This is a genomic window from Enterococcus silesiacus, from assembly GCF_001886225.1.
Classification (GTDB): domain Bacteria; phylum Bacillota; class Bacilli; order Lactobacillales; family Enterococcaceae; genus Enterococcus_L; species Enterococcus_L silesiacus.
Genome location: NZ_JXLC01000015.1, coordinates 13,783 through 38,467, shown reverse-complemented (window position 1 = coordinate 38,467; position 24,685 = coordinate 13,783). Strand labels below are relative to the sequence as shown.

Sequence of the window (24,685 nt, the reverse complement as noted above, 5' to 3'; positions counted from 1 at the left end):
AAAAGATAGCCCAAGTAAGTGACTACTGAAAACTTACTTGGGCTATCTTTTTAGTTAAAATCTGCTTTTAGCAGAGAATATTTATTTAGGTCTCTAAATTCACCATACATAAGAAACTCTGATTTATCCGTTCCAACAAAAGAGAAGCCATTTTTGATCGCAACTGCATTGCTAGGGTTATTTTCAGCATCTGCTCGAATACTTAATTTATTTAAGCCCATGTCTTCAAAAGCAATCGCGCAAACTTTGTTAACAACTTTCGTCATAAAACCTTTATTGGTTTGGGACGAATGAAGCCAATAACCGATCTCAGCTTTTTTATTAGTGGTATCAATAAAATGTAAATCAATACAGCCGATTATTTTCTGATCAAAAGCAATGATAAATAAGCGATCTGTCCCTTTGATATAGCCTTCTAATTTCATCTTGATATATTGCTCTTGCGGTTCAAAAGAGGTTGAAGAATCCACAAAATCAAGGAATCTCCTTAAGTGATCCCGATCTGAGTCAACAACTTCAAAAAGTTCCTGTGCCATCTCAAGTGTTGGCTGGACTAAAGATAAAGATTCGTCAATCGCTAAACAAAAAGAATGTTTCATATCCCGAATGTACCTCCTAGTAAGTTTATAATATATTGTTTATGATTATAACAAAATGAAATCTCTTTACAAGAGAATGAATAAATTTTCGTTTTTTTATCTGTTGTAAAATGATTTTTAAAATAAAGTTCGTGTTTTGCTCCTTTTTCTTATCTTCAAAATAACAATATTCGATTTTTCCTTGAAAGCGTTCTGCTTTCTTGGTACAATGAATCAGGACAAAATAATTTAGAACGAGGTGTTCGAATGTCATCAGTTGTAGTAGTCGGAACGCAGTGGGGCGATGAAGGAAAAGGAAAGATCACAGATTTTTTAAGTGAGAATGCTGAGGTCATCGCACGTTATCAAGGCGGAGATAATGCAGGTCATACCATTAAATTTGATGGTGTTACTTATAAACTACACTTGATTCCTTCAGGTATCTTTTACAAAGACAAAATCAGTGTGATCGGAAATGGCGTTGTAGTCAATCCGAAATCATTAGTAAAAGAACTAGCATATTTAAAAGATAACAATGTCACAACAGATAACTTACGTATTTCTGACCGTGCTCACGTGATTTTACCTTACCATATCCAATTGGATCAATTACAAGAAGATGCTAAAGGTGAGAACAAAATTGGGACAACGATCAAAGGGATCGGTCCTGCATACATGGATAAAGCTGCTCGTGTAGGGATTCGTGTGGCAGATTTATTAGATAAAGAAATCTTTGAAGAACGTTTAAAAATCAATTTAGAAGAAAAGAATCGTCAATTTGTCAAAATGTTTGACAGCGAACCAATTGCATTTGAAGATATTTTTGAAGAATATTATGAATATGGTCAACAAATCAAACAATACGTAACAGACACTTCTGTTATTTTAAATGACGCATTAGACGCTGGCAAACGTGTATTATTTGAAGGCGCCCAAGGCGTTATGCTAGATATCGATCAAGGAACGTATCCATTTGTAACATCATCAAATCCAGTTGCTGGAGGCGTTACGATCGGAAGCGGTGTTGGTCCTTCTAAGATCAATAAGGTCGTGGGTGTTTGTAAAGCCTATACATCACGTGTTGGCGATGGCCCATTCCCTACAGAATTGTTTGACGAAACAGGAGAAACAATTCGCAGAGTTGGGAAAGAATATGGTACAACAACAGGCCGTCCACGCCGTGTGGGTTGGTTTGATACTGTTGTGATGCGTCATTCTAAACGTGTGTCAGGAATTACGAACCTATCATTGAATTCTATCGATGTTTTAAGTGGTTTAGACACAGTGAAAATCTGTACTGCCTATGAATTAGATGGTGAATTGATTTATCATTATCCAGCTAGCTTGAAAGAGTTGAGCCGCTGTAAACCAGTCTATGAAGAGTTACCAGGCTGGTCAGAAGACATTACAGGATGCAAAACATTAGCTGATCTACCAGCAAATGCACGAAACTATGTCCACCGTATTTCTGAATTAGTTGGCGTACGTATTTCAACATTCTCAGTAGGTCCAGACCGTAACCAAACAAATGTATTAGAAAGCGTTTGGGCACAAATTTAAATCTTAAAGTAGGTGAGAGACAACGTAAAAAGTGTCTCTCGCTTTTTTTTCATTTTTCTCCAAATAATAGCTTTTTTTGATTATTTATGCCTTTAATAAAGCATGAGTATCCATCAATTGTGTGTTAAAATAGAAAACAGCTAGGGAGGATTTAAAAATGACATTTAAATTAATGACAGATTCATGCTGTGATTTACCATATACATATTTAGAAGCAAACGATGTTGATTTTATTAGTATGACGATTCAATTAAATGGCAAAGAACTGATTGATGATTTGGGAAAAACCTTTGACTATGATTGGTTTTTACATGAAATAAAAACAGGTGGTATGCCAACGACTTCACAGGTAAATGTTGGGAGTTATATTGAATTTTTCAGACCATGGGTAGAAACTAAAACGCCGATATTGTATTTAGCTTTTTCTTCTGGTTTAAGTGGCTCTTATCAAAGCGCAATACAAGCTGTTGAAATACTGAAGGAAGAATATGGCGATGCAGAAATTTATGTGATTGATACAAAAGCTGCTAGCTTAGGAGAAGGTTTACTAGTTAGTGAAGTGATTCAGTTAAAAGAAGCAGGCCATTCCTTAGACGAGATCTTATTATGGTTATCCGAAAATAAAATGACTGTGCAATCTTGGGTTACGGTTGACGATTTAAAGCATTTAGAACGTGGCGGTCGAATTTCCAAGACAGCCGCTGCAATTGGCGGCTTAATGAATGTTAAACCAATTATTATAGTAGACGAACAGGGAAAACTAAAAAATATCGGAAAAGTTCGTGGTCGCGGCAAAGCATTGAAAAAGCTGTCAGATGAAACGGTTCAAGGCATGGTTGAACCATTAAAACAAACGATATTTATTGCGTATGCTGGTGATTTAGAAAGTGCGGAGAAAGTCAAAGCGTTGATTGAAGAAAAAATTCAAGTCAAAGAGATTCGCTTACATCCATTAGGACCAACGATCACTAGTCACACGGGGAATGGCTGTATTGCGGTATTTTCGAGAGGGAAAAAGCGATAAAATATAAATACTAGTTATTCTACAGCTCAATAAAGTTTATAGTTTATACGGATTACATGTGATTGGGATGTGACTGAAAGAGTCATATCTCAATCACATTTTTTCGTTAGGTTTTCACGGTGGATGATTTATTGTCTAAGTAAGTATTACAATACTTTGAATTTATTGAACGTGATATAATACTATTTATCCGAAAGACTAATGGTATATGGAGGAGTTTCTATTGAATTTTTATGGTATAGACTACTTGGAATCACAGTCAAATTTAAATGATTATATCAAATATTTTTTTATTTTTAGTGCATTGATCGTATTGATTGTTGCGTTCAGTCTGTATATGCGCCACCGGATTCAAACAAAGTATCGTGATTTAAGTATTATTACTTTTTTGCTGCTACTATTTTTACTTGGCGTTCAGTATTCTGATTACACACAAAACCAAAATAAAAATTCGCAATCTTCTCAAATGGTAAATTTTGTGAAGCAAATAGCGAAAGAAAAGGGTGTGGATCAGGAGGAGATTCTTGTAAATTCAACGCAATTAGTTGATGGCACACTTGTAAAAATCGAAGATAGTTATTATAAAACGACTTTAAGCGGGGATCAAACGTCTTATGTTTTAGAAGAAGCACATCTGATGAATCCTGAAATTACCATTACAAAATAAATGAGAATAGAAAGGAAGGTACCATGCAACTGTACAGTCCAATTATCATCAAACTTGGCTTGGGAATTATTTGCTTAATCATTCAAATTAATCTAATGGGAAAAGGTAATCTAGCGCCTTCCTCGGCGATGGATCAAGTTCAAAACTATGTACTTGGTGGTATTATCGGAGGCGTCATCTATAATGATTCGATCAGTGTTTTACAGTTTATTTTAGTTTTGATCATTTGGACTTTGCTGGTATTGACTGTCAAGTTTGCTAAAGAGCATAATCGATATGTGAAGTATATTGTGGATGGTAAACCGGTTACGTTGATCAAAGATGGAAAAGTTGATGTGGGTGAGTGTTTAAGATGCGGCATTTCAGCCAATGAATTAATGTTTAAACTAAGAGCAAATGCTATTTATGAAGTTGAAAATGTAAAAAGAGCTGTTTTAGAACAAAATGGCCAATTAACGATCATAGAATTCGGTGATGAAAATATTAGATATCCGATCATTGTAGATGGGCAAGCTAATTATGACGTGTTGGAATTGATCGATAAGGATATTGATTGGTTATCTGAACAAGTCCAAAGTGAAGCGTATAAAGGAATCAACGAAATTTATTTAGGTGAGTATCTTTCAGGGAAACTAAAGCTATATGGGTATGAGAAGAATTTATAAAAATAAGGTGTGACCAAAGGACTTTTTTCCTTTAGTCGCACCTTATTTAATTATAGATAAAATGATTTATTAATATTCACCAGAAAACAATTCATCCAATTGTTTTTGAACATCTTTATTTTCCAAGAATTCATCATACGTTGTATCCGCACGGTCAACTACACCTTTATCAGATACAGCAATAATGCGGTTCGCTAATGTTTGAATAAATTGGTGGTCATGTGATGCAAATAAAATGGCACCAGTGAAGGCCATCAAGCCATCATTCAAAGCAGTGATCGATTCTAAATCTAAGTGATTTGTAGGATCATCTAACACAAGCACGTTTGATTTAGAAAGCATCAATTTAGAAAGCATTACACGAACTTTTTCGCCTCCAGAAAGCACGTTTACTGATTTCAGTACGTCTTCACCAGAGAATAACATTCTGCCTAAGAAGCCACGTAAGAACGTATTATCATCTTCTTCTTTACTTGCAAATTGACGTAACCAATCTAAAATCGTTAAATCAGTATCAAAGTCCTTGCTGTTATCTTTTGGTAAGTAGGCTTGAGTGGTCGTAACACCCCAACGCACGCTACCTGTATCAGGCGTGATTTCACCCATGATAACTTTGAATAACGTTGTTGTAACGATATCATTATCTGCAATGAAAGCTACTTTATCAACATTATTTAAAGAGAATGAAATATTGTCCAAAATCTTCTTACCATCGATCGTTACAGAAACATTTTCTACGTGGAGTAAATCATTTCCAATTTCTCTTTCAGGTGTAAAGCCAACGAATGGATAACGGCGTGATGATGGTTGAATATCATCTAAAGTAATTTTATCCAACATTTTTTTACGAGAAGTCGCTTGTTTTGATTTCGATGCATTGGCACTGAAACGAGCAATAAAGTCTTGTAATTCTTTGATTTGTTCTTCTTTTTTCGCATTGGCATTTGATTGTAATCTTGATGCTAATTGACTTGATTCTAACCAGAAGTCATAGTTACCGACATATAATTTGATTTTACCAAAATCTAGATCGGCCATGTGTGTACAGACTTTGTTTAAAAAGTGACGGTCATGGGAAACGACGATAACAGTGTTTTCAAAGTTGATCAAGAATTCTTCTAACCAATTGATCGAACGAGTGTCTAAACCATTGGTCGGCTCATCTAGTAGTAAAACATCAGGCTTACCAAATAGAGATTGAGCAAGTAATACTTTGACTTTTTGGCCAGCAGTTAGTTCACTCATTTTTTGGTCATGTAAACTTTCAGGGATGTTCAACCCTTGTAGCAAAACAGCTGCTTCTGGCTCAGCTTCCCAACCATCTAACTCTGCAAATTCTCCTTCAAGTTCAGCCGCTTTGATCCCATCTTCATCAGTAAAATCTTCTTTCATGTAGACAGCATCTTTTTCCTTCATTACTTCGTACAAACGTTTGTGACCCATGATCACCGTTTCTAAAACCGTATTATCTTCAAAGTCAAAATGATTTTGCTTTAAAATCGCCAAACGCTCATCTGGGCCTAATGCGATATTTCCAGTCGTCGGTTGGATATCTCCAGATAAGATCTTTAAGAATGTTGATTTACCAGCGCCATTAGCACCAATCAAACCGTAACAGTTACCAGGCGTGAATTTAATATTTACATCATCAAAAAGTTTGCGGTCTGAAAATAGCAAACTTACATCATTTACAGTAATCAATAGTTTTCCTCACTTCATATATAATAATAGTTAAACCTCTCTGCATTATAGCGAGGAAACCCATATTTTTCAAGGAATTTCAGACTTTTTCAGAAAACAAGTTCTAATGAAGCGAATAAAATTGAGCTGAATAAAGTCAAGTTAACTAAATTATGATAAAGCAACTCACTTTTTTTCAAAAAATTCTGTTAAGCTCATTTTTTTATCGTCATATAAAAAGTAGTTATTTGTAGAGTGTTTTAAGGAAATAAGCGTTGGAACAAATTCTATATTGAGCTCATCTCTTAGTTTTTTGATAGAACTATTTTCTTCTGTTTTCTCAGTATCAATATAATAGATTACTTGTTGTTTTTTTTCGGAAATTTTCCTTAGTTTTGGAGCAAAGGTTCGGCACTCAGGACAAGTAGCTCTGCCAAAATACAGATAAGCCGTGGAATTTTTTTTTAGTAAATCATTGGCTTCAGTCGGTTTGATTTTTCTGAATGTTGCTATTGCATGTTCGTAGGCAGTGCTTTGTTCTTTTGTAATGTTCTGAGATCGCTCACTTTTACAACCTATTATGATCAAAATGATGACCAGCAGTATGAGAAAATACTTTCTGCGATTCATATAAGTTTCTCTTTAGTAGTATGATTAGTTAACAATAAAGAAATGCAAAAAATGAAAGAGGCAAAAATACTAGTACAAACAATACCCATTAATGTTGCTTCAGATGAAAAATTATTCTTTTGAATCATAATTTTTACAAGAGCTTGACCAAAAAGCTGTGGAGTGAAATTAAAGTTTTTTTGTCCTAAAAGCATTAAAATCAGTGGTGTAATAAAAGCAGCTAAAATATAGATTAGATTAAAAATAAGAATATTTGTAATAAGTCGTACAATAGTTTTCAAGATTTAATTCCTCCAATTATATGTAGTATATTTTTACCATCGGGAAAGGCAGGAGATAAATTTACTAAGTTAAAAAAAGAGCATATACAAAGCAAATCAACAAAGTCATTTTTTTTATATAGAAAATACAAAATAAGAGAAAAGAGAAGCGGGCAAAATAAACCAGCTAGTGCTACCAATAAATTATATAGACTTTTCTGGTATTGCTTGTGAACGATTACAATCTCTTTTAAAGAAAAATGAATTTTAAAATTTAGTAAGTGCCTGTTAGATCGAACGTTACAATAAATAACCAATAGAATATGTCCTAGTTCATGTAGAAATAAGGTTGTCAACATTGCTAATATTAGATTAATCATAATGTGACCGATGAGTAAATAGTTTTGTTTTTGAAATAAAAATAAAAAATAAGCTACTTGATACAATGTAGACTATGCTCAAATTTAGCATGAATTTCAGGGCAATTTGGCTCAGAATTAATTCAACAAAAAAGATAATGAAAGTAGACAACAGAAAAAGAGAGGTTTCTTTTGTGAGTACATCAGATATAAATAAGGAAAATAACAGAGCAGATAATATATAGAAGATGATTTTGAATAGTATATGAAAGTCTTTTGTAAGTATGGTCGAAGTAAATATTATATTAGGTAGCTGTAGAATTCCCAAACTGATAAGCCCAATTATCGAATAGACAACTAAATTAATTGTGGTTGATAGTGAGAAAATAAAATAAGAATCTCCTAGAATAAATTTGTTTTTCTTGAAAAACAAAGCATAGGAAATAGGGAATAAAATACAAATGTCTAATAATCCAAATGAAACTAGTAAATTTTCCACAAGAAATTTCAAATCATTTTGTACAAAAAGATGAATGCAAACCAAACTTATTAACAAAATAAGTAATACGATTAAATAGTCCAATAATACTCCATTTCGTAGTAACCGACAGTATTCAAATTGGATATAACGACTAATTTGGTTAGTTGAGAACTGAATGCTTTTATTTTTTCTATTTTTAATTGGAAAAGTAGTAGCATTAAGCATTACATATCTATAAGAAAATTTTTTGGTGGTGTAAGAAGCAATCAAAAATAAAGCGATAAAAGTAAAAAAGATAAAAAAAAGTTGCATATTAAATAGTTTGTTTATAATTAAAAAGAAGCCAATTAAAAGAATGAGGTTAAACGAGAAAGTCCATAGTTCAGACTTTAAAATGGTATATCCAATCATTCTCAAGGCTAGCCAGAGCTTGTAACAGGTAAAACTGATAAAGATAGAAGTGAGTAGAAAGAGAACAGTTTCAAGGAGAGGTATTCCAATTAGGTAAACTGCGAAAACATTAGGCAAAATAAAGAGTAACATTAAAGAAAGAAACATCCTAAGCTGGGGCTGTTCCGCATATTTTAAGATAGTAAAGCTATCAACATTTGAGGTCCAATAAAACTGAGTAAGAGAACGATTTTTAAGATTTTTTCTATTTAATAGAGTAATAAAAAAAACCAGAATATTTGAGATACCAAAGTAAGCATAGGATATATTCTTTAATAGCTGCAAAGAATTAGTGGAATTAAAATTATCTTTCATATTATATAAACTACTAACTGTAATTATAGAATAAGCACAATAAATTAAGCTAAAAAGAAGAATACCTAAAATGAATTTATTGAAATTGTATTTAATAATCTTTTTTAGATTTAGTTTAAATTCAATGATATGTAAATTTTCTAATGAATTAGTATTGAATAGTTTCAATGTATTCACCCACTTTTTCATATAAATCTGAGTTTAATGAGGTATATATTTCTTCTAAATCATGTGTATCATACATCTCGTATATAGAAGATGTTGTATCATTTAAAATACACTCTCCATTTTGGATAATCACAATTTCATCAGACAAATCTTCACAAAATTTTAATTGATGAGTAGAAATTAGCACCCCAATATTTTCTGCTAGCAGCTTATGGATCAGTTTTTTTAAGATGATAATCATGTCTGGATCTAGTCCATTTGTAGGTTCATCAAAAACTATATAGTTTGTTTTCTTCGCCAGTTGAGCAATAATTTGAACTTTTTTCTTGGTCCCGAAAGATAAATCTTCAATTAATGTGTTTCGGTATTTTTGAATTTTGAAAATATCAATTAGAAGCTCGATATATTGGATATCAATTTTGTTAAATGAATTTTTTTGTATTAAGTTGAAGTATTCATCAATAGTCAAAAAATCAAATAACAAAGCTTCATCAGATATATATGCTATTTTAGATTTTAAGCAATCAAAATCAGAATTTTTCTCTTGAATATGTAGGATCCTGTCATCTACCTCTAAAACCCCTTTATACTGCAAGTGCCCTAATAAGCTGTTTAGGATAGTTGTTTTGCCAGAACCATTGTGTCCAATTAATGCAGTGCATTTTCCTTGATGAATCTCTAATGATATATTTTTAATTTCAAAATTATTTTGATATTTTTTATTTTCTAAGTAGAATGTAATCATTTTTTGTACCCCTTAAGTATAAGATGTGACTGAGGTTGGGACAAAAGCATTTAGCTCCGAGAAACAAGTCCTTCAACTCTAAGTGTCTTTGACACTTAGAGTTTGATGAGATCGAACTGGAGGAGCATAGTCTGCTTTTTTACCACTGTCTATTTGGATTTTACTGAGCTGAGATATAAATCGAGGAATTATGACCTAGCCCCAGTCACTTGAAATTTGATTAAACGGCGTGATTAACTAGAAATGATGTATCGTTTAGATGGTCTCGAAAATTGAACCTTCAGAATAAAGTAAAATTGTTGTAAGCATAATAGATACAATAAGTTGATATTACACAAAAATTCACTTTTTTCGTGTCCTTCTTACTGTCTCTGTGTTATAGAAACAAGCATGCTTAAATAAAAATGTACTTTGCTATTTATCCACATTTAATTTTAAATGCAAAACCTATAAATGAAAACTCACCTGTAAACTTCATTTTGAATACTGCACATGCAGCCATAAATGCTGCAATAATCACAACACCAACAATAACTACAATCCAAATACCTGCATTATATTGATCTTGCGAACTATTTGAATTTTTATCTAATTTTTTAATTAGATTTCCCCAAAAGACCTGACTAATAGTAAGGATTTTAAATAATAATCCTTCGTAAAAACTAGCGCTTAATAATTCCATAATGAACCTCCTGTTTTCTCATTTTTAAATCCATAAATATTAACTAAAGTTAGTACCTAAAACTGTTTATGATCCTCATCGAATATTTAACTCGACGGCATACAACAAAAACCTCCTTTTGTTTGATATATGATATATAATACAATATATATGTTACTATTTAAAAAATAATAAATCAAGCGCTTTCATCATTTTAGATAAACACAACTATTATTTCTTTTTTTGAAGTTAGTAAATCAAAAATATTCGTATGTAACTAACTTTCGTGGAAACAACCAAACTTTATGGTATCGATAAACTTGTTCCATGTGAAACATTCTAATAAAAGGTTAATTAATGTACTTTTAAAACGATACACTGTATGATACACATGAAAATAGTGTATCGTTTATTGCAATCTAGCTTCATAAGCTCGTTTAGCTTTTAAATTGAAAGGAGGAGTCATAATGAAACGTATCGAACGAATTTATCTTTATGTAAAAGAACAGACTGAACATTTAACGACTAGCGAAGTTTCTCTAGGTGGTGGAGTGACAACAGGGGATGTTTCAGGAGCATTAGATATCCAAAGAACCAATGCCAGTAAAGACTTGAATCAACTTGTTCGAGAAGGTTTATTAGAGAAAACAGACAGACGTCCAGTCAAATATGTTGATAAAGCGATTTTTAAATATCAGCCTTTGTCTAAACCCGTTATGAGCTATCGTGAACATAGTTTAGTAAACAGTCAAACAGCTAGCTCGGAGCAGTTACATAAACCAACAAAAAAGTTTGCTGGAGAAGATATTTTTAAGGGAATGATTGGTTCTACCGGGAGTATGAGAACACCTGTTGAACAAGCCAAAGCTGCAATTCTCTATCCGCCAAAAGGATTGAATTGTTTAATCACGGGACCAACCGGATCTGGGAAAACGTACTTTGCTCATGCAATGTTTCAATTTGCCTTATTAAATCATGTGATCGACTCAGATAAAAAACTCGTTGTCTTTAATTGTGCGGATTATGCTCACAATCCGGAGTTGTTGATGTCACATCTCTTTGGTTATGCTGAAGGTGCTTTTACAGGGGCGACAAAAGCTAAAGATGGGATCATCCATGAAGCAGACGGGAGTATTTTGTTTCTTGACGAAGTGCATCGCTTACCGCCAGAAGGGCAAGAAATGGTCTTTTATTTCATGGATCATGGCACCTATTCAAGATTAGGCGAAACGGTTAAAAATCGCCGAGCAGATGTGCGGATCATTTGTGCTACAACCGAAAATCCAACGTCGTCTTTATTGAATACGTTTGTACGTAGAATTCCAATCATTATTCAGCTGCCGAATTTTATTGATCGTCCAGCCAAAGAGAAAATCGATTTGCTTAGGGTCATGATTTCAATGGAAGCTTCACGAATCCAACGAAAAATCTCCTTGTCTGAAGATGTAGTCAAGGCTTTGATTGGCAGTGTTTCTTATGGAAATGTTGGTCAGCTGAAATCAAATGTTCAGTTAGTGACTGCTAGAGGTTTTTTAAATCATATAGACCAAGATGAACTGGCGATTACGATCGATGAATTGACAGATAGTATCAAAGAAGGCATGATGCAACTGGCAAGTAATCGAGAGACACTAGCCGAACTATCAAAATATTTGGAACCGCAAATGATTGTTGCACCTAATGAACCTTTAGTAACGATCCAGTCAGATTCTTATGAATTGCCCTATAATTTATATGAAATTATTGGCGATAAAGCGGCTTTGTTAAAGGCAGATGGTTTAGAACAAGAAGTGATCAATAATTTTATTACAACCGATATCAATGTTCATTTAAAATCGTTCTATAAAGACCATGGTTTTACCTTTGATACTGAAAATAAGTTAGCAGAAATCGTCGATCAACGTATCATCGACGTCACAAAAGAAATCTATAATTTTGCCAAACAAAAACTAAACTATAATTTTCAATCAAATTTTATTTACGCTATGAGTTTACACATCAGTTCGTTTTTAAAACGAATCCAAAATGGCGAAGAACGTCAGCATCAATTAAATGAAAATATTAAAAATATGGTGCTGGATTATCCAATAGAATTTGAGACAGCACAAGAAATCAAACGAATTATCGAAATCAATTATCAAATGAAGATCCCTGAATTTGAAACCTATTACCTAGCAGTTCTACTGATTTCACTAAGGGAAAATAAAGATGCAGGACGGATCGGAATCGTAGTTGCTGCTCACGGAAAAAGTACAGCTACAAGTATGGTTCAAGTGGTCTCTCAATTGTTGAATGTTGATAATCTAAGAGCGGTCGATATGCCGCTAGAAATGCAGCCGAAAGAAGCGCTACGTCAAATCGTCAATGTAGTCAAAGAAGTCAATGAAGACAGTGGAGTAATTCTTTTAGTGGATATGGGTTCTTTAGCTACTTTTTCAGATGAAATCACACGGCAAACAGGAATCGAAGTTCGAACGGTCGATATGGTAACAACACCAATTGTTTTAGAAACAGCCAGAAAAACGACCTTGATTGATACGCAGTTGGACACATTGTATGATTCACTTAAAAACTTTCAAGGGTATGCTGAAATCCATCAAGAAAGAGAAATCGATCCTTTGGAAACTTGGAAAAAACGAGTGATCATCGCAATCTGTGCTTCTGGTGAAGGGACAGCCAAACGAATGAAAGAAATGATCGAAGCAGCTGTTCCACCGCAATTAGGCTTAGAACTAGAAGTATTACCGTTGTCTATTATCGATATGAAAGAACAACTTGTTGCGATTCAAGAAGAGTATCGTGTCATTGCTACAACGGGTATTACCAATCCTAAAATTGCCGCACCGTTTATTCCGATGGAAACCTTTTTCTCAGGTGAAGCTGAGTCTGTGATCAATCAGTTATTGATGGACAGCGACATCTATGTAGAAACAGAAGAAATGGATGAACCAACGGCTAAAAAAATCTGTATTGATTATATGGAAGAAAGCTTTACCTTCATCAACCCCAAAAAAGTGATCGATCCTCTATGGGAATTTGCAGACATTATCAGAACTAAGTTCGATCTGCGATTAGATTATTCTTTTTATATTAATTTAGTCATGCATTTAGCAGGTATGTTGGAAAGAATACTACAGCATGATACATTGACGCTAACAGAAGAAGAACTAAGTCAGATTCCAACCGATCCTAGTTTTGAGGTCGTAACGAGCGCAGCAGCTTATCTAAAACAACTAATCAAAATAGAGATACCAATGGAGGAAGTCTATTATATTATTCAGCTGATCAAAAACACTCAGTTGAATCAAATGCAAAATACAGAAGATACACTAGAAGCGACACACAAAGAAGATACACTATTTTAGTGTATCTTCTTTGTGTATTTTCTTAAAAAAAACCTTAGTTTTTCCTTTATTTTGACAATACACTAATTTTGGCACGGAAATTGCTTTAAATAAGTCAGTGGATGAAATCTGTCTATTGTTCAACCAATCCATTGTAATGATTTGGCTGATCTTGCTGGTCGTTATTTTGGCAATAAATGGCTGGGCATAGTATTTTATTAATAATGAATTAAGAATTTGCAGATTTAAACATCCTGAAAAAGGAGAACCATGCACATGATGGATATTCGTTTAGTGCGAATCGATGATCGTTTGATCCATGGACAAGTTGCGACTGTCTGGACCAAAAGCACCAATGTAAACCGAATCTTAGTCATTAGTGATGCAGTTGCACACGATACACTAAGAAAAGCACTGCTTGTACAAGCAGCGCCACCGGGTGTAAAAGTCAATGTCATTACGGTTGAGAAGATGATTGATATTTTTTCAGACGAACGTTTTGACAGCTTAAAAGTAATGTTGTTGTTCACAAATCCAGAAGACGTAAAACGTGTGATAGAAGGTAATGTAGTATTTAATTCTGTCAATATAGGCGGGATGAGTTTTACTAGCGGCAAGCGGATGATCACAAATGCTGTTGCGGTTAACAAAGCGGATATCGCAGCATTCAAGTACTTGTATGATCATGGTATTACGTTGGAGATTCGAAAAGTGGTCGCAGACAACAAAGTAGATTTGATGGAATTGCTGAAAAAAGAACAGTTAGTGTGATTCTTTTTCAGCTTCTATATAAATGGTGTGATGGACCGACTTAATGTTAATTGTCGTATCGTATGCATAGAATTGGAAGGAGTGGTCCGATCGATCAAAGTCAATGCATGGAGTGATCGTTGAGTAATTGGTAGTCATCAAAAATCATCTGACAGATCATAAGAAGTAATTGAAAACACACTGAGTAATGCATTTTTTCTTTTTTATATTTTCTAGGCAGTGTTTTCATCTGTTGGTGATTTAGTGATAAGTAGTTTGAAAAAAATATAGGAGGTATCAAATTATGGTAGGAATTATTATTGCTAGCCATGGGGAATTCGCTCAAGGCATTTTACAATCCGGTTCCATGATTTTTGGTGAACAGGAAAAAGTACAAGCAGTTGTATTGATGCCTAGCGAAGGCCCAGACGATTTAAAAGCAAAATTGAAAGCAGCAATCGCAACGTTTGACGAAGAAGACGAAGTATTATTCTTAGTCGATCTATGGGGAGGAACACCGTTTAACCAAGCGAACAGTCTATTTGAAGAACATAAAGACAAATGGGCGATCGTTAGCGGATTGAACTTACCAATGTTGATCGAAGCATACGCATCTCGTTTCTCAATGAATTCAGCGCAAGAAATCGCAACGCACATTCTTGAAACAGCGAAAGAAGGCGTAAGAATCAAACCAGAAGAACTAGAACCTGCAGAAGCACCAAAAGCTGTTGTAGAAGATGCTCAACCAAAAGGGGCATTACCAGAAGGAACAGTTGTCGGTGACGGCAAAATCAAGTTCGTTTTAGCACGTGTTGATTCTCGTTTATTACATGGTCAAGTAGCGACTGCCTGGACCAAATCGGTTTTACCAAATCGAATTATCGTTGTGTCAGATGCGGTTTCTAAGGATGATCTTCGTAAAAAATTGATCGAACAAGCCGCTCCTCCAGGAGTGAAAGCCAACGTTATCCCAATCAGTAAAATGATTGAGATTTCCAAAGACCCACGTTTCGGTAATACAAAAGCTTTATTGCTATTTGAAAACCCAGAAGATGTGGTAAAAGTAGTCGAAGCTGGCGTAGATATCAAAGAAGTAAACGTTGGTTCCATGGCTCATTCAGTTGGTAAAGTGGTAGTAAGTAAAGTTTTATCAATGGGACCAGAAGATGTTGAAGCTTTTGAGAAGTTAGAAAATTTAGGGGTTAAATTTGACGTTCGTAAAGTGCCAAATGATTCTAGCGCCAACATGGATGAAATCCTTAAAAAAGCAAAACATGAGTTGGCACAAGCTTAATCAAAATAATCAAAAAATTTAAATGAAAATAGGAGGCTTATCATGTCTATTATATCAATTATTCTAGTAATCTTTATTGCCTTTCTAGCTGGTATGGAAGGGATTCTAGATGAATTTCAATTTCATCAACCACTAGTGGCATGTACGTTGATCGGATTAGTTACTGGTCACTTGGAAGCAGGAATCATTTTGGGCGGTACATTACAAATGATCGCACTTGGATGGGCAAATATTGGAGCAGCCGTAGCACCAGATGCAGCACTAGCATCGGTAGCATCAGCAATTATTTTAGTTAAAGCACTAGGCGCACAAAGTATTTCTATCAAAGATGCAGTATCTTCATCAATCGCAATTGCTGTTCCTCTAGCAGTAGCAGGTCTTTTCTTAACGATGATCGTTCGTACATTAGCCGTACCGATCGTTCACATGATGGATTCAGCTGCAGAAAAAGGAGATATCAGAAAAATCGAAGCATTGCATATTTTAGCAGTATGTATGCAAGGTGTTCGTATTGCAATCCCAGCAGCTGCACTTTTATTCATTCCAGCAGAATCTGTACAAGGTGCATTGGAGTCAATGCCGGCATGGTTAACTGAGGGTATGGCTATCGGTGGTGGAATGGTGGTTGCCGTAGGTTACGCTCTAGTAATCAACATGATGGCAACCAAAGAAGTATGGCCATTCTTTGTTATCGGTTTTGTAGTAGCTGCGATTTCTCAATTAACATTGATCGCATTGGGAGCTTTAGGAGTTGCTTTAGCCTTGATCTACTTAAACCTATCTAAAATGGGCGGTTCTTCAAATGGCGGAGGCGGAAGCAATACTGGCGATCCACTCGGCGATATCTTAAACGACTATTAAAACAAGAGGAGGAGAAGAGAAATGGCAGAAAAAATTGAATTAACTAAAAAAGATCGTTTAGCCGTTGCATGGCGCTCTACCTTTATTCAAGGTTCTTGGAACTATGAACGTATGCAAAATGGCGGTTGGGCATTTTCAATGATCCCAGCGATCAAAAAATTATATAAAACAAAAGAAGATCGTTCAGCGGCGTTAAAACGTCACTTAGAGTTCTTCAATACACATCCATACATTGCTTCACCAATTCTTGGTGTAACATTAGCACTTGAAGAAGAACGTGCCAATGGCGCACCTGTTGATGATGTAGCGATTCAAGGGGTTAAAGTTGGGATGATGGGACCTTTGGCTGGTGTAGGTGATCCAGTATTCTGGTTTACTGTTCGTCCGATGTTAGGTGCTTTAGGTGCTTCACTTGCAATGGGTGGAAGCATCTTAGGTCCAATTATTTTCTTCGTTGCATGGAACTTGATTCGTTGGGCTTTTATGTGGTATACACAAGAATTTGGCTATAAAGCTGGTTCTAAAATCACAGAAGACCTTTCAGGCGGCTTGTTACAAGATGTAACAAAAGGTGCATCGATTCTCGGAATGTTCGTTCTGGCAGCCTTAGTACAGCGATGGGTATCGATTAAATTCCTGCCAATCGTTTCTACAGTTAAACTAGACAAAGGTGCTTACATCGAGTGGGATAAACTTCCTGCTGGCGGAGAAGGCATCAAGAGTGCCTTCGAACAAGTTAATCAAGGTCTAGCACTTTCAGCTGACAAAGTTACGACACTTCAAGATAACTTAGATCAATTGATTCCTGGTTTAGCAGCATTATTACTTACATTCTTTTGTATGTGGTTATTGAAGAAAAAAGTTTCTCCAATCATCATCATTCTTGGTTTATTCGTAGTCGGTGTAGCTGGACACTATATTGGCTTGTTATAAGCTACAATAAGTAAAGGTTATTCATTTAGTGCTTGGGATAAAGCCGTTTGGTTTTGTCCCAAGTTTCATTTACATAGCTTAATTTGTTAAAAACACATATAATAAAGAATAGAAATCATGAAAGAAATGGAGCAGATAAAATGGTTCAATCACTGAATACACAAGTAGATTTCATAACGGATGCCACCGCTTTTACGGGACTTACGGATTATGGAAAAATTATGATCGGCGACAAAGGTTTTGAATTTTACAATTCTCGTGATAGCCGAAAATTTGTTCAAATTCCGTGGGAAGAAGTTGATTATGTGATCGCATCGGTCATGTTTAAAGGCAAATGGATTCCGCGCTATGCCATCCAGACAAAGAAAAACGGAACGTTTACTTTCTCTTCTAAGCAACCAAAAAAAGTGCTTAGAGAAATGCAGGAGTATGTAGCACCAGATCATATGGTGCAGTCGTTAGGATTTTTTGATGTAATCAAACGAGCGTTTCGATCGATCGGTAAGAAAAAAGGGTAAGTAAAAAAGGAAGCCTACTTTTATTAAGTAAGTTTCCTTTTTATTTATCCTAGTTTTTTCTAAATTTTTGGTTGTCTCTTAAAACACCAAGGATACTGACAAGAACAATAACTAGCCAAAGAATAATTTGTAAGCCAGTTGAGACAAATACAGGATTGACTATCCCAAGCAAAATAGTACCTTCTAATACTGCGAAAAAGGTTGTGATATAGATACCTGTAGCATTATTCATTTTGAAGCGGAATTGCACGATCAATAAGCAAATGGAAAGAATAAACAAGATGGCTGCAAATGCTTGATGAGAGAACAATATATAGCCGACAATACCATTCATCTTCTTATCGATAATAGGGGTTAAAATACTTGCCATCCATAAGAAGAGAGCGAGAAAAGCGAAAAAATAACTTTTTTTCTTGTCACTTGCAAAGGCTGAGTATTTAATCGAAGTAAGCCCTAATATTGCAGTTACGACTAACAGAATCACAGGTAGTACTGTATTGAACCAATTTATGGAAACGACTGGCTGTAGGAGTAAATCGAATAGATTATATTGTAGAAGAATCAAGAAAAAGACAAATAAAAATTTACTCCAATATTTCTCAGAATCATTCGGTAATTCTGCTAAAATATTATCGCTGATTTCTTTCGGATTTTTCCCGAAAAATGCTTGTGCCGAAGTACTATTTTTTTGTGCATCTAAAATATCCTGCAAGATTTCTAAGAGAATTTCTTCCGTTTTCTGCTCATCTTTATTCATATTTACACGAATATAAACAAGTATTTCCTCATAGTATTTTTTATTTTCTGGATTAAGCTGTTTTCGTAATTCGTTATTTTGTTTGATCAGATCTTTTATGTTCATTTTCAGCCCTCATTTTCCTTTTTCATAATATTATTAACGCCCGTAGCGATCACGGACCATTGCTTTTCAAATTGTTGTAAATAGGCTTTGCCTGTTGGGGTCAACGAGTAGTATTTTCGTTTCGGACCTGCAGAAGAAGGACGCATTTCACCAGTGATCAATTGTTGCTTCTGGAGTTTGAGTAGAATGGGGTAAATGCTACCCTCGCTGACCATATTCAACCCATATTCTGATAACAAGGTAATCATTTCGTAGCCATAAACGGTCTTTTTTTGAATGATTTTTAAGATACACCCTTCTAATACTCCTTTTAACATTTGAGTAGCATCCAAACAGGTCCCTCCTTTTAATTAAGTATCTTGTATTACAATATACCAAAAGACCGCTATGTTGTAAAGCAACATAGCGGTCTTTTGGTATAAGGATAGTTTAATTTAGCAGGACAACTTAGGTTAGAACGTTGTTACTAAGTCATTCCACTTAAGTGTAATAATATTTTTCCCTAAAATATCTTTTGTGTATTCCATAGTCATATGGGTATCTAAAGCTGCTTGGTTATTCCAAACTTCCCAAAGCATAAACTCACCTTTATCGGGGTTACTTGGTACGAAGAAAAATTCGACACTTCCTTCTTCTTTAGCAGTTTCTTCTGCAAAACTTATTAATTGTTGATAAACTTCCATGTAATCATTTCCTGCTGTTGCACTTAAACAAGCGGTATTGTAGACAAAGTTTCTCGCATTTGTAGCATTAACCTTGTTAATTAATTTATTATTCATTTTACATTCCCCCTATATTTATTATCGGCACTGTGTGCTAAAATGAGTATAATTTTAAAAGAACAAATGAACAAGTACGCACTTTTTTGTGCCTTAGAAAGCTGGAGGATTTAAATGGAAGAATATCCTGTAAGATATGTTGATCCGTGTCCTGTAACCGCGGCTTTGAAAATAATTGGAGGTAAATGGCGTATTCCAATTATTTGGAAATTGGCAACGGGGCCTGTCCGGTATAATGAATTAAAAAGACAGATGACTGGCATTACGAATATTATGTTGACGCGCTCCCTAAGAGAATTAGAAGAATACAATTTACTTAAACGAGTTCAGTATTCGGATATACCACCTCATGTTGAGTATTCATTGACAGAAGATGGTTTAAAATTATTACCAGCCCTGATGATCATTAAGGACTGGGGTTTAGAAGTTATTGAAAAAGGTACAAATAAAATGAATTAGAGAGATATTATCGATTGATTTCTTACTCTAAACAGTGGAATGTAAGGCTGCTGTTCATGAAAAGAAATACAATCGATTTTTTCATATTTAACTTCTTAAGTAAATTATATATATAATGAATAATGCGTTAAAATTTTTGTAATAAGAAAATTATTTGTTATTTTTAGAGTCGTTTATTTTGACTATACCAATTTTTAGGAGTACCATAAAATTATAGAGTAAAATAACTCAGGAAGAAGTGGGATAGTATGAATGAAACAAGTAAAAAAGGTATAGACTGGGGATCTTTGATTCTGGGAATTCTATTTGTTTTAACGGCGTTATTGTCATTTCAAGATCCAGCTGGAAACTTGATCGCAATTGTGATGGTGTTTGCTATTTTTGCGATTCTTAAAGGGATTTTTGAAATTTTTGTTCGTAACAGAATGAAGGAATTAACAGGCTATAAAGCTTATGCGCCAATTATTTTAGGTGTAATCGATATTATAATCGGGGTATATTTCCTATTTAACTTAAACATCGGGGTTGCAGCGTTACCCTTTATATTTGCGATTTGGTTTATCTTAGACTCTGTTTTTGGATTATTCGCTTTAGATTTGGCGAAATCAGTTAGTATGGGCTACTTCTGGTTTACATTAGTCGTGGATATTTTGGGAATCATTTTAGGGATTATGTTATTGATGAACCCTTTATCTTCCGCGCTAACATTAAGTTTTCTAGTTGGATTTTATTTTATGCTTTTTGGTATCACGCATATCGTTTACGCATTTAGATAAGACAAGGAGGAACAAGTAATGGCAAATTATGCAGAAAAAGAAGTAAAATTAGTAGAAAAAATCGGTAAAGAAATGGATAAGCTAGACGTGACTCTTGGAAAAATGGAAGACACTGATAGCAAAATCAAACATTTTTATGAACAGGAAAAAGCGTTGCACGAAGTAAAATCAATTATCCGCAAAGAAAATAAGATCGAAAAAGAAGAACAAAAAGCGCATGATAAAGCAGTCGAAAATGCTGAAAACTGGATCAATGATCAAGATTCATTAGTGTATCAAATCAATGCTGAAATCGATAAACTAGATAATACATTAGGCAAAATCGATAGCGACGAAAATAAAGTGAAAAGCTATTTAGAACAAAAGAAGGCAATTCACGAAATTAAAAAAATCGTTAAAAAAACAGATCAATTAGGTTAAAGATTTTATAGAAGTAAGCGGAAGTGAGGATAGGCCAGAAGTGTTTTCTTCTGATCCCAGCCTCGCTTTTTTGGTTTTAGCAATTTTATCAATAAAATAAGTTATAATAGAAAAAAATATGAAGGAATGAGATTATGGATTATCATCGCTTTAAACTACCAAAAGCCTATTGCCCTAAATGCTCAAGAAAAGTAGAGTTGCTTTTTTCAGATGAAACTTCTGATCAGGCCCAATTTTATATTTGTTTTAAATGCAAAACGATTGGGCAATTTGGCATCGGTGTGTTGCCTCAAAATGATGTTTCAGCCTTTTCCAAAGCAAGAAAAAAAGAAATCCAGCAGACTGTTGAATTGATTCCTGACAAATATATTTATAAGGCAAAAGGAAGCCAGTTACGTTTACAGGAAAAAACTGAAACATATACGAGACGTTGGTTAAGCCTTTATGAATATGAAAAAGCGTTTGGAGAAGAACTCGGTTTTGAAACAATCGATTTTAGGGAAGATAAACAACTCTGTAAGTGGTGTAATCAAAAGCTTGAGGGGAGACGAACATCCTTTTGTTCGGATCGATGCAGTCGTAATTATGGAAAAGCAACATTTTTCAAACGAGGAATCTCCACGTTACCATACAGAATAGCTAGTCGGGATCAATTTTATTGTAGAGTAACAGGAGCTGATTTAGCACTTACCAATCGTTTCGGTGTCAGAATTCCAGCAAGTGATCATCAAGTAGAGATCCATCATTTAATTTTTGTCTCAGAAGGCGGAAGTGATCATGAAGCCAACCTTTTAACTGTTTCCAAACAAGTGCACAAAGAGTATCATATGGGGATCGATTATGCTGTTAGTGCTATTGAAAAAATCAAAGAACAGCAATTGTTGCTGTATCGGGACAAAATGTATACGAAATAATGACTATATTTGAAAAAAACAGTTTAAATTCTCAAAAAATTAGAATAACTATAAGAAGATTGAGATAAAGTCCGTTCCTGACTATAGTAAAATAAAAAGGGTGTTCAATAAATGTTAGAAGGAGAATAGAATGAAGAAGTTAGGATTAGTCTTTTTATCAGCGGTTGCGATTATTTCATTAGCAGCATGCGGAGGAACAGGATCGTCTAAAAAAAGTGGAGACGATGGTAAAACAGAAACAAAAGCATCAAAATCTGCAATTGCTGCTCTTTCAATTGATGAAGGAGAATATGTGCTACCAAAAGATGAGGAAGCCGAAGATGGGGAAGGCTTTCTTGCATTAAAAGTAACGATCAAAAATGTCACAGATAAAAGTTTAGATATGAGTGCTACAGATATCATGCTTTATGATGAGGACGACAGTAAAATTGAAGCATTAAGTCTTTATCTAGATGATAGTAAAACACCATTACTTGCGTATGAGAAGATTTCTGCTAAGAAAAGCAAAACGGGTTATATCGTATTTCCTGTAGAAAAAAAGGCAAAATACAAAGTACATTTTGAGCCTAGAATTTATGAAGTAGAAAAAGAGCCGAAGCCGATTATTCTTGATGTCGATGCATCTGATTATAAAGATCATAGTGAAGATGCAACCAAGGTAGCAACAGCCTTCATTGATGAAGTTTTTTTAGCTACTGAAAACAAAGACTACAATAAACTTGTTGCGAATGATCGTGATGAAGCAGTCAAAAATTTTGATGAAAACTTCAATAAAGCAATCAAGAAAAAATTCTATGATTATAAAGTGACGGATGAAGAAGGATTAGCACTTGCAAAAGTATTTAGAGAAGACAATGCGAAAGTAGCAACAGTTGATTATCAAATTGCTTCTTATTTCCCTGATGTAGCGGAAGTAACGATCAATACAGAAGGCTTGTCATTTAAAGAAATGAAAGATGACATGGAAGCTGCTAATAAAGAATATTACGAAGCCCACAGAGATCAAGAGTATGATGAGAGAAGTAAAGCTGCTCAAAAAGCAGAACTAGACAAGTTACCTGAGATCTTCAAAAATACAAAACCTGTAAGCATTGACAATTATGGTGATGGATTTAAGTTAACAATGAAGAAAAAGGAAGACAAATGGGAAATCCAAACAAAAGGTTCAATCAATTATTTTGATAACCTTGAGCAAGCTTTCCGCGGAGATATCAGTAAATAATACAAGTACACTAAGAGTAGTCAGTTAAAATTTCTATGTAAACCACCCATTGATTGTAATTAATAATAACAAAGCCCAAAGTAAAGGTAGCAACGGGTTTCGTTGTTCTTAGGTATTGTTTCTCTGATCTCAACAAGCAAAACCTACAAAAATCAGAAAATTCCTCTGATTGTTGTAGGTTTTTATTTATATAAGAAGCACTATATGCTTAACTAGCTACTAAGCTTAGTAATATCTACGACGATTATTTGATGATCCAGAAATCATACGTACTAACCAAACAGCGATAGCGACTGGGATCATGATTTTAATTGCAAACCATAACAGACCACCTAAAAGTCCGAGTACAATACTTAAAATAATACTTCCTACGAAAAATAACCCGATTACCATTAATATATTCATTACCATTGATCGTTGTCTCATTATGAAAACCTCCATTTTTTGTCTTGTTGTCTATGAATAAAGTATAGCAAGAATCTTTAGTCAAAGAATCCACCTTTAGGCTGATTTTCTGTCCACCTTAAGGCGGGTCTTTTTTATTGCATTTGCCTAAAAAGGACGTAAAATAAAAAAAGAGGAGATGAGAAACATGTCAAAATCAAGAGTCGAAGCTTTTACAGATGCGGTTATTGCAATCGTGATGACTATCTTAGTCTTAGAGTTGCATCAACCAACAACAGATACTTTAGCTGGTCTAGCTGGTGTTGAACGGAAACTATTTATTTATATCGTTAGTTTTGTGATGCTAGCAATTTATTGGAATAATCATCATCATATGTTTCAATTAGTTCAAAAAATTGATGGACGTGTGCTGTGGGCGAATAATTTTTTTATTTTCACCTTGACGCTGGTTCCTTTCGCAACTGCATGGGTAGGCGATTTTATTGATAGCCTAGTACCACAGCTGACTTATGGTGTGATGGCACTGTTAGCAAATATTTCCTATTTAGTACTGACTCGAGAATTAATTCGGGTAAATGGCAGTGATTCTACATTAGGTGAATTATTTCAGCGGTATAATAAATCTTATCTCACGATATTTTTAAATATTTTAGGTATAGGTTTAGGCTGGCTGATTCATCCTTATTTTGTATTAATTGTAAATATTGGTATTTTGGTTATGTGGATCATTCCTGATCGACGAATTGAAAAGCGATACAAAGAGTGAAGGTATCATTGAATGAGAGAAACTGGGGTAAAACTATTTATGTAGTTTTATTCCGGTTTTTATTATTTTTCTCAAATATTTCCTGTATTGCTACATTTTTTGAAAAAACTATTATCGTTTATAAGGTAAAATTAAAAAT

26 protein-coding genes are annotated in these 24,685 nt (G+C 34.4%); 16 read left to right on the top strand and 10 right to left on the bottom strand.

What is annotated here, in order from left to right:
• Positions 1-50: 50 nt before the first annotated feature.
• Positions 51-599: a GNAT family N-acetyltransferase gene (locus tag RV15_RS11050; protein WP_071878107.1), complete on the bottom strand. Its 549-nt coding sequence runs from the start codon at positions 597-599 to the stop codon at positions 51-53.
• Positions 600-845: 246 nt separating this feature from the next.
• Between RV15_RS11050 and RV15_RS11045 the strand changes: the two genes are divergently transcribed.
• The 4 genes from RV15_RS11045 (at position 846) to RV15_RS11030 (ending at position 4,494) form a co-directional block, all read left to right on the top strand.
• Positions 846-2,138, top strand: a complete 1,293-nt coding sequence (locus RV15_RS11045; RefSeq protein WP_010762112.1) for an adenylosuccinate synthase — start codon at positions 846-848, stop codon at positions 2,136-2,138.
• Positions 2,139-2,295: 157 nt separating this feature from the next.
• Positions 2,296-3,162: a DegV family protein gene (locus RV15_RS11040; protein WP_071878106.1), complete on the top strand. Its 867-nt coding sequence runs from the start codon at positions 2,296-2,298 to the stop codon at positions 3,160-3,162.
• A 223-nt stretch (positions 3,163-3,385) separates the two neighbouring features.
• Positions 3,386-3,829 (top strand): DUF3290 domain-containing protein, encoded by a 444-nt coding sequence (locus RV15_RS11035; RefSeq protein WP_071878105.1) that lies wholly within the window; start codon positions 3,386-3,388, stop codon positions 3,827-3,829.
• 23 nt (positions 3,830-3,852) lie between these two features.
• A complete protein-coding gene (locus RV15_RS11030) occupies positions 3,853-4,494 on the top strand; it encodes a DUF421 domain-containing protein (RefSeq protein WP_071878104.1) in 642 nt (213 codons plus the stop codon).
• 69 nt (positions 4,495-4,563) lie between these two features.
• Here the strand turns inward: RV15_RS11030 and RV15_RS11025 are convergent, their stop codons facing one another.
• From RV15_RS11025 to RV15_RS10995, 5 genes are all read right to left on the bottom strand, one after another.
• Positions 4,564-6,195 carry an ABC-F family ATP-binding cassette domain-containing protein gene (locus RV15_RS11025; RefSeq protein WP_071878103.1) on the bottom strand — a complete coding sequence of 544 codons (1,632 nt, stop codon included), beginning with the start codon at positions 6,193-6,195 and terminating at the stop codon, positions 4,564-4,566.
• A gap of 165 nt (positions 6,196-6,360) precedes the next feature.
• Complete coding sequence (locus RV15_RS11020; RefSeq protein WP_071878102.1) at positions 6,361-6,804, bottom strand: thioredoxin family protein; 444 nt, start codon at positions 6,802-6,804, stop codon at positions 6,361-6,363.
• A complete protein-coding gene (locus tag RV15_RS11015) occupies positions 6,801-7,085 on the bottom strand; it encodes a hypothetical protein (protein WP_071878101.1) in 285 nt (94 codons plus the stop codon). Before RV15_RS11015 ends, RV15_RS11020 begins: the two co-directional genes overlap by 4 nt.
• A 1,732-nt stretch (positions 7,086-8,817) precedes the next feature.
• Positions 8,818-9,582, bottom strand: coding sequence for an ATP-binding cassette domain-containing protein (locus tag RV15_RS11000; protein WP_071878099.1), 765 nt, complete (start codon positions 9,580-9,582; stop codon positions 8,818-8,820).
• Positions 9,583-10,000: 418 nt separating this feature from the next.
• A complete protein-coding gene (locus RV15_RS10995) occupies positions 10,001-10,264 on the bottom strand; it encodes a hypothetical protein (protein ID WP_071878098.1) in 264 nt (87 codons plus the stop codon).
• 446 nt (positions 10,265-10,710) lie between these two features.
• Between RV15_RS10995 and RV15_RS10990 the strand changes: the two genes are divergently transcribed.
• The 6 genes from RV15_RS10990 to RV15_RS10960 all read left to right on the top strand — a co-directional run bounded on the left by RV15_RS10990 (position 10,711) and on the right by RV15_RS10960 (position 17,943).
• Positions 10,711-13,608 carry a sigma-54-dependent transcriptional regulator gene (locus tag RV15_RS10990; protein ID WP_071878097.1) on the top strand — a complete coding sequence of 966 codons (2,898 nt, stop codon included), beginning with the start codon at positions 10,711-10,713 and terminating at the stop codon, positions 13,606-13,608.
• A 255-nt stretch (positions 13,609-13,863) separates the two neighbouring features.
• Complete coding sequence (locus RV15_RS10980) at positions 13,864-14,358, top strand: mannose/fructose/sorbose PTS transporter subunit IIB (RefSeq protein WP_071878095.1); 495 nt, start codon at positions 13,864-13,866, stop codon at positions 14,356-14,358.
• Between the two features lie 283 nt (positions 14,359-14,641).
• A complete protein-coding gene (locus tag RV15_RS10975) occupies positions 14,642-15,631 on the top strand; it encodes a mannose/fructose/sorbose PTS transporter subunit IIA (protein ID WP_071878094.1) in 990 nt (329 codons plus the stop codon).
• 42 nt (positions 15,632-15,673) lie between these two features.
• Positions 15,674-16,492, top strand: coding sequence for a PTS mannose/fructose/sorbose transporter subunit IIC (locus RV15_RS10970; RefSeq protein ID WP_071878093.1), 819 nt, complete (start codon positions 15,674-15,676; stop codon positions 16,490-16,492).
• 21 nt (positions 16,493-16,513) lie between these two features.
• Positions 16,514-17,425, top strand: coding sequence for a PTS system mannose/fructose/sorbose family transporter subunit IID (locus RV15_RS10965; protein ID WP_071878092.1), 912 nt, complete (start codon positions 16,514-16,516; stop codon positions 17,423-17,425).
• Between the two features lie 140 nt (positions 17,426-17,565).
• Positions 17,566-17,943, top strand: a complete 378-nt coding sequence (locus RV15_RS10960) for a DUF956 family protein (RefSeq protein WP_071878091.1) — start codon at positions 17,566-17,568, stop codon at positions 17,941-17,943.
• A 49-nt stretch (positions 17,944-17,992) separates the two neighbouring features.
• On the opposite strand, the gene RV15_RS10955 is transcribed toward RV15_RS10960, so the two are convergent.
• From RV15_RS10955 to RV15_RS10945, 3 genes are all read right to left on the bottom strand, one after another.
• Complete coding sequence (locus tag RV15_RS10955) at positions 17,993-18,805, bottom strand: DUF1129 domain-containing protein (RefSeq protein ID WP_071878090.1); 813 nt, start codon at positions 18,803-18,805, stop codon at positions 17,993-17,995.
• 2 nt (positions 18,806-18,807) lie between these two features.
• Complete coding sequence (locus RV15_RS10950; protein ID WP_083429166.1) at positions 18,808-19,137, bottom strand: PadR family transcriptional regulator; 330 nt, start codon at positions 19,135-19,137, stop codon at positions 18,808-18,810.
• Between the two features lie 120 nt (positions 19,138-19,257).
• Positions 19,258-19,584, bottom strand: coding sequence for a putative quinol monooxygenase (locus RV15_RS10945; RefSeq protein ID WP_071878089.1), 327 nt, complete (start codon positions 19,582-19,584; stop codon positions 19,258-19,260).
• Between the two features lie 114 nt (positions 19,585-19,698).
• Between RV15_RS10945 and RV15_RS10940 the strand changes: the two genes are divergently transcribed.
• The 5 genes from RV15_RS10940 to RV15_RS10920 all read left to right on the top strand — a co-directional run bounded on the left by RV15_RS10940 (position 19,699) and on the right by RV15_RS10920 (position 23,375).
• Positions 19,699-20,043: a winged helix-turn-helix transcriptional regulator gene (locus tag RV15_RS10940; protein WP_071878088.1), complete on the top strand. Its 345-nt coding sequence runs from the start codon at positions 19,699-19,701 to the stop codon at positions 20,041-20,043.
• A 248-nt stretch (positions 20,044-20,291) separates the two neighbouring features.
• Positions 20,292-20,819 carry an HdeD family acid-resistance protein gene (locus tag RV15_RS10935; RefSeq protein WP_071878087.1) on the top strand — a complete coding sequence of 176 codons (528 nt, stop codon included), beginning with the start codon at positions 20,292-20,294 and terminating at the stop codon, positions 20,817-20,819.
• 18 nt (positions 20,820-20,837) lie between these two features.
• Positions 20,838-21,239, top strand: coding sequence for a hypothetical protein (locus RV15_RS10930; RefSeq protein WP_071878086.1), 402 nt, complete (start codon positions 20,838-20,840; stop codon positions 21,237-21,239).
• 134 nt (positions 21,240-21,373) lie between these two features.
• Positions 21,374-22,153 (top strand): HNH endonuclease, encoded by a 780-nt coding sequence (locus tag RV15_RS10925; protein WP_071878085.1) that lies wholly within the window; start codon positions 21,374-21,376, stop codon positions 22,151-22,153.
• Positions 22,154-22,283: 130 nt separating this feature from the next.
• On the top strand, positions 22,284-23,375 hold the full coding sequence (locus tag RV15_RS10920; RefSeq protein WP_071878084.1) for a DUF5105 domain-containing protein: 1,092 nt from the start codon (positions 22,284-22,286) through the stop codon (positions 23,373-23,375).
• Positions 23,376-23,600: 225 nt separating this feature from the next.
• Here the strand turns inward: RV15_RS10920 and RV15_RS10915 are convergent, their stop codons facing one another.
• A complete protein-coding gene (locus tag RV15_RS10915; protein WP_083429165.1) occupies positions 23,601-23,801 on the bottom strand; it encodes a hypothetical protein in 201 nt (66 codons plus the stop codon).
• 166 nt (positions 23,802-23,967) lie between these two features.
• Here RV15_RS10915 and RV15_RS10910 point away from each other — a divergent pair, with 166 nt between their 5' ends.
• Positions 23,968-24,546 carry a TMEM175 family protein gene (locus RV15_RS10910; protein ID WP_071878082.1) on the top strand — a complete coding sequence of 193 codons (579 nt, stop codon included), beginning with the start codon at positions 23,968-23,970 and terminating at the stop codon, positions 24,544-24,546.
• The last annotated feature ends 139 nt before the right edge of the window (positions 24,547-24,685 follow it).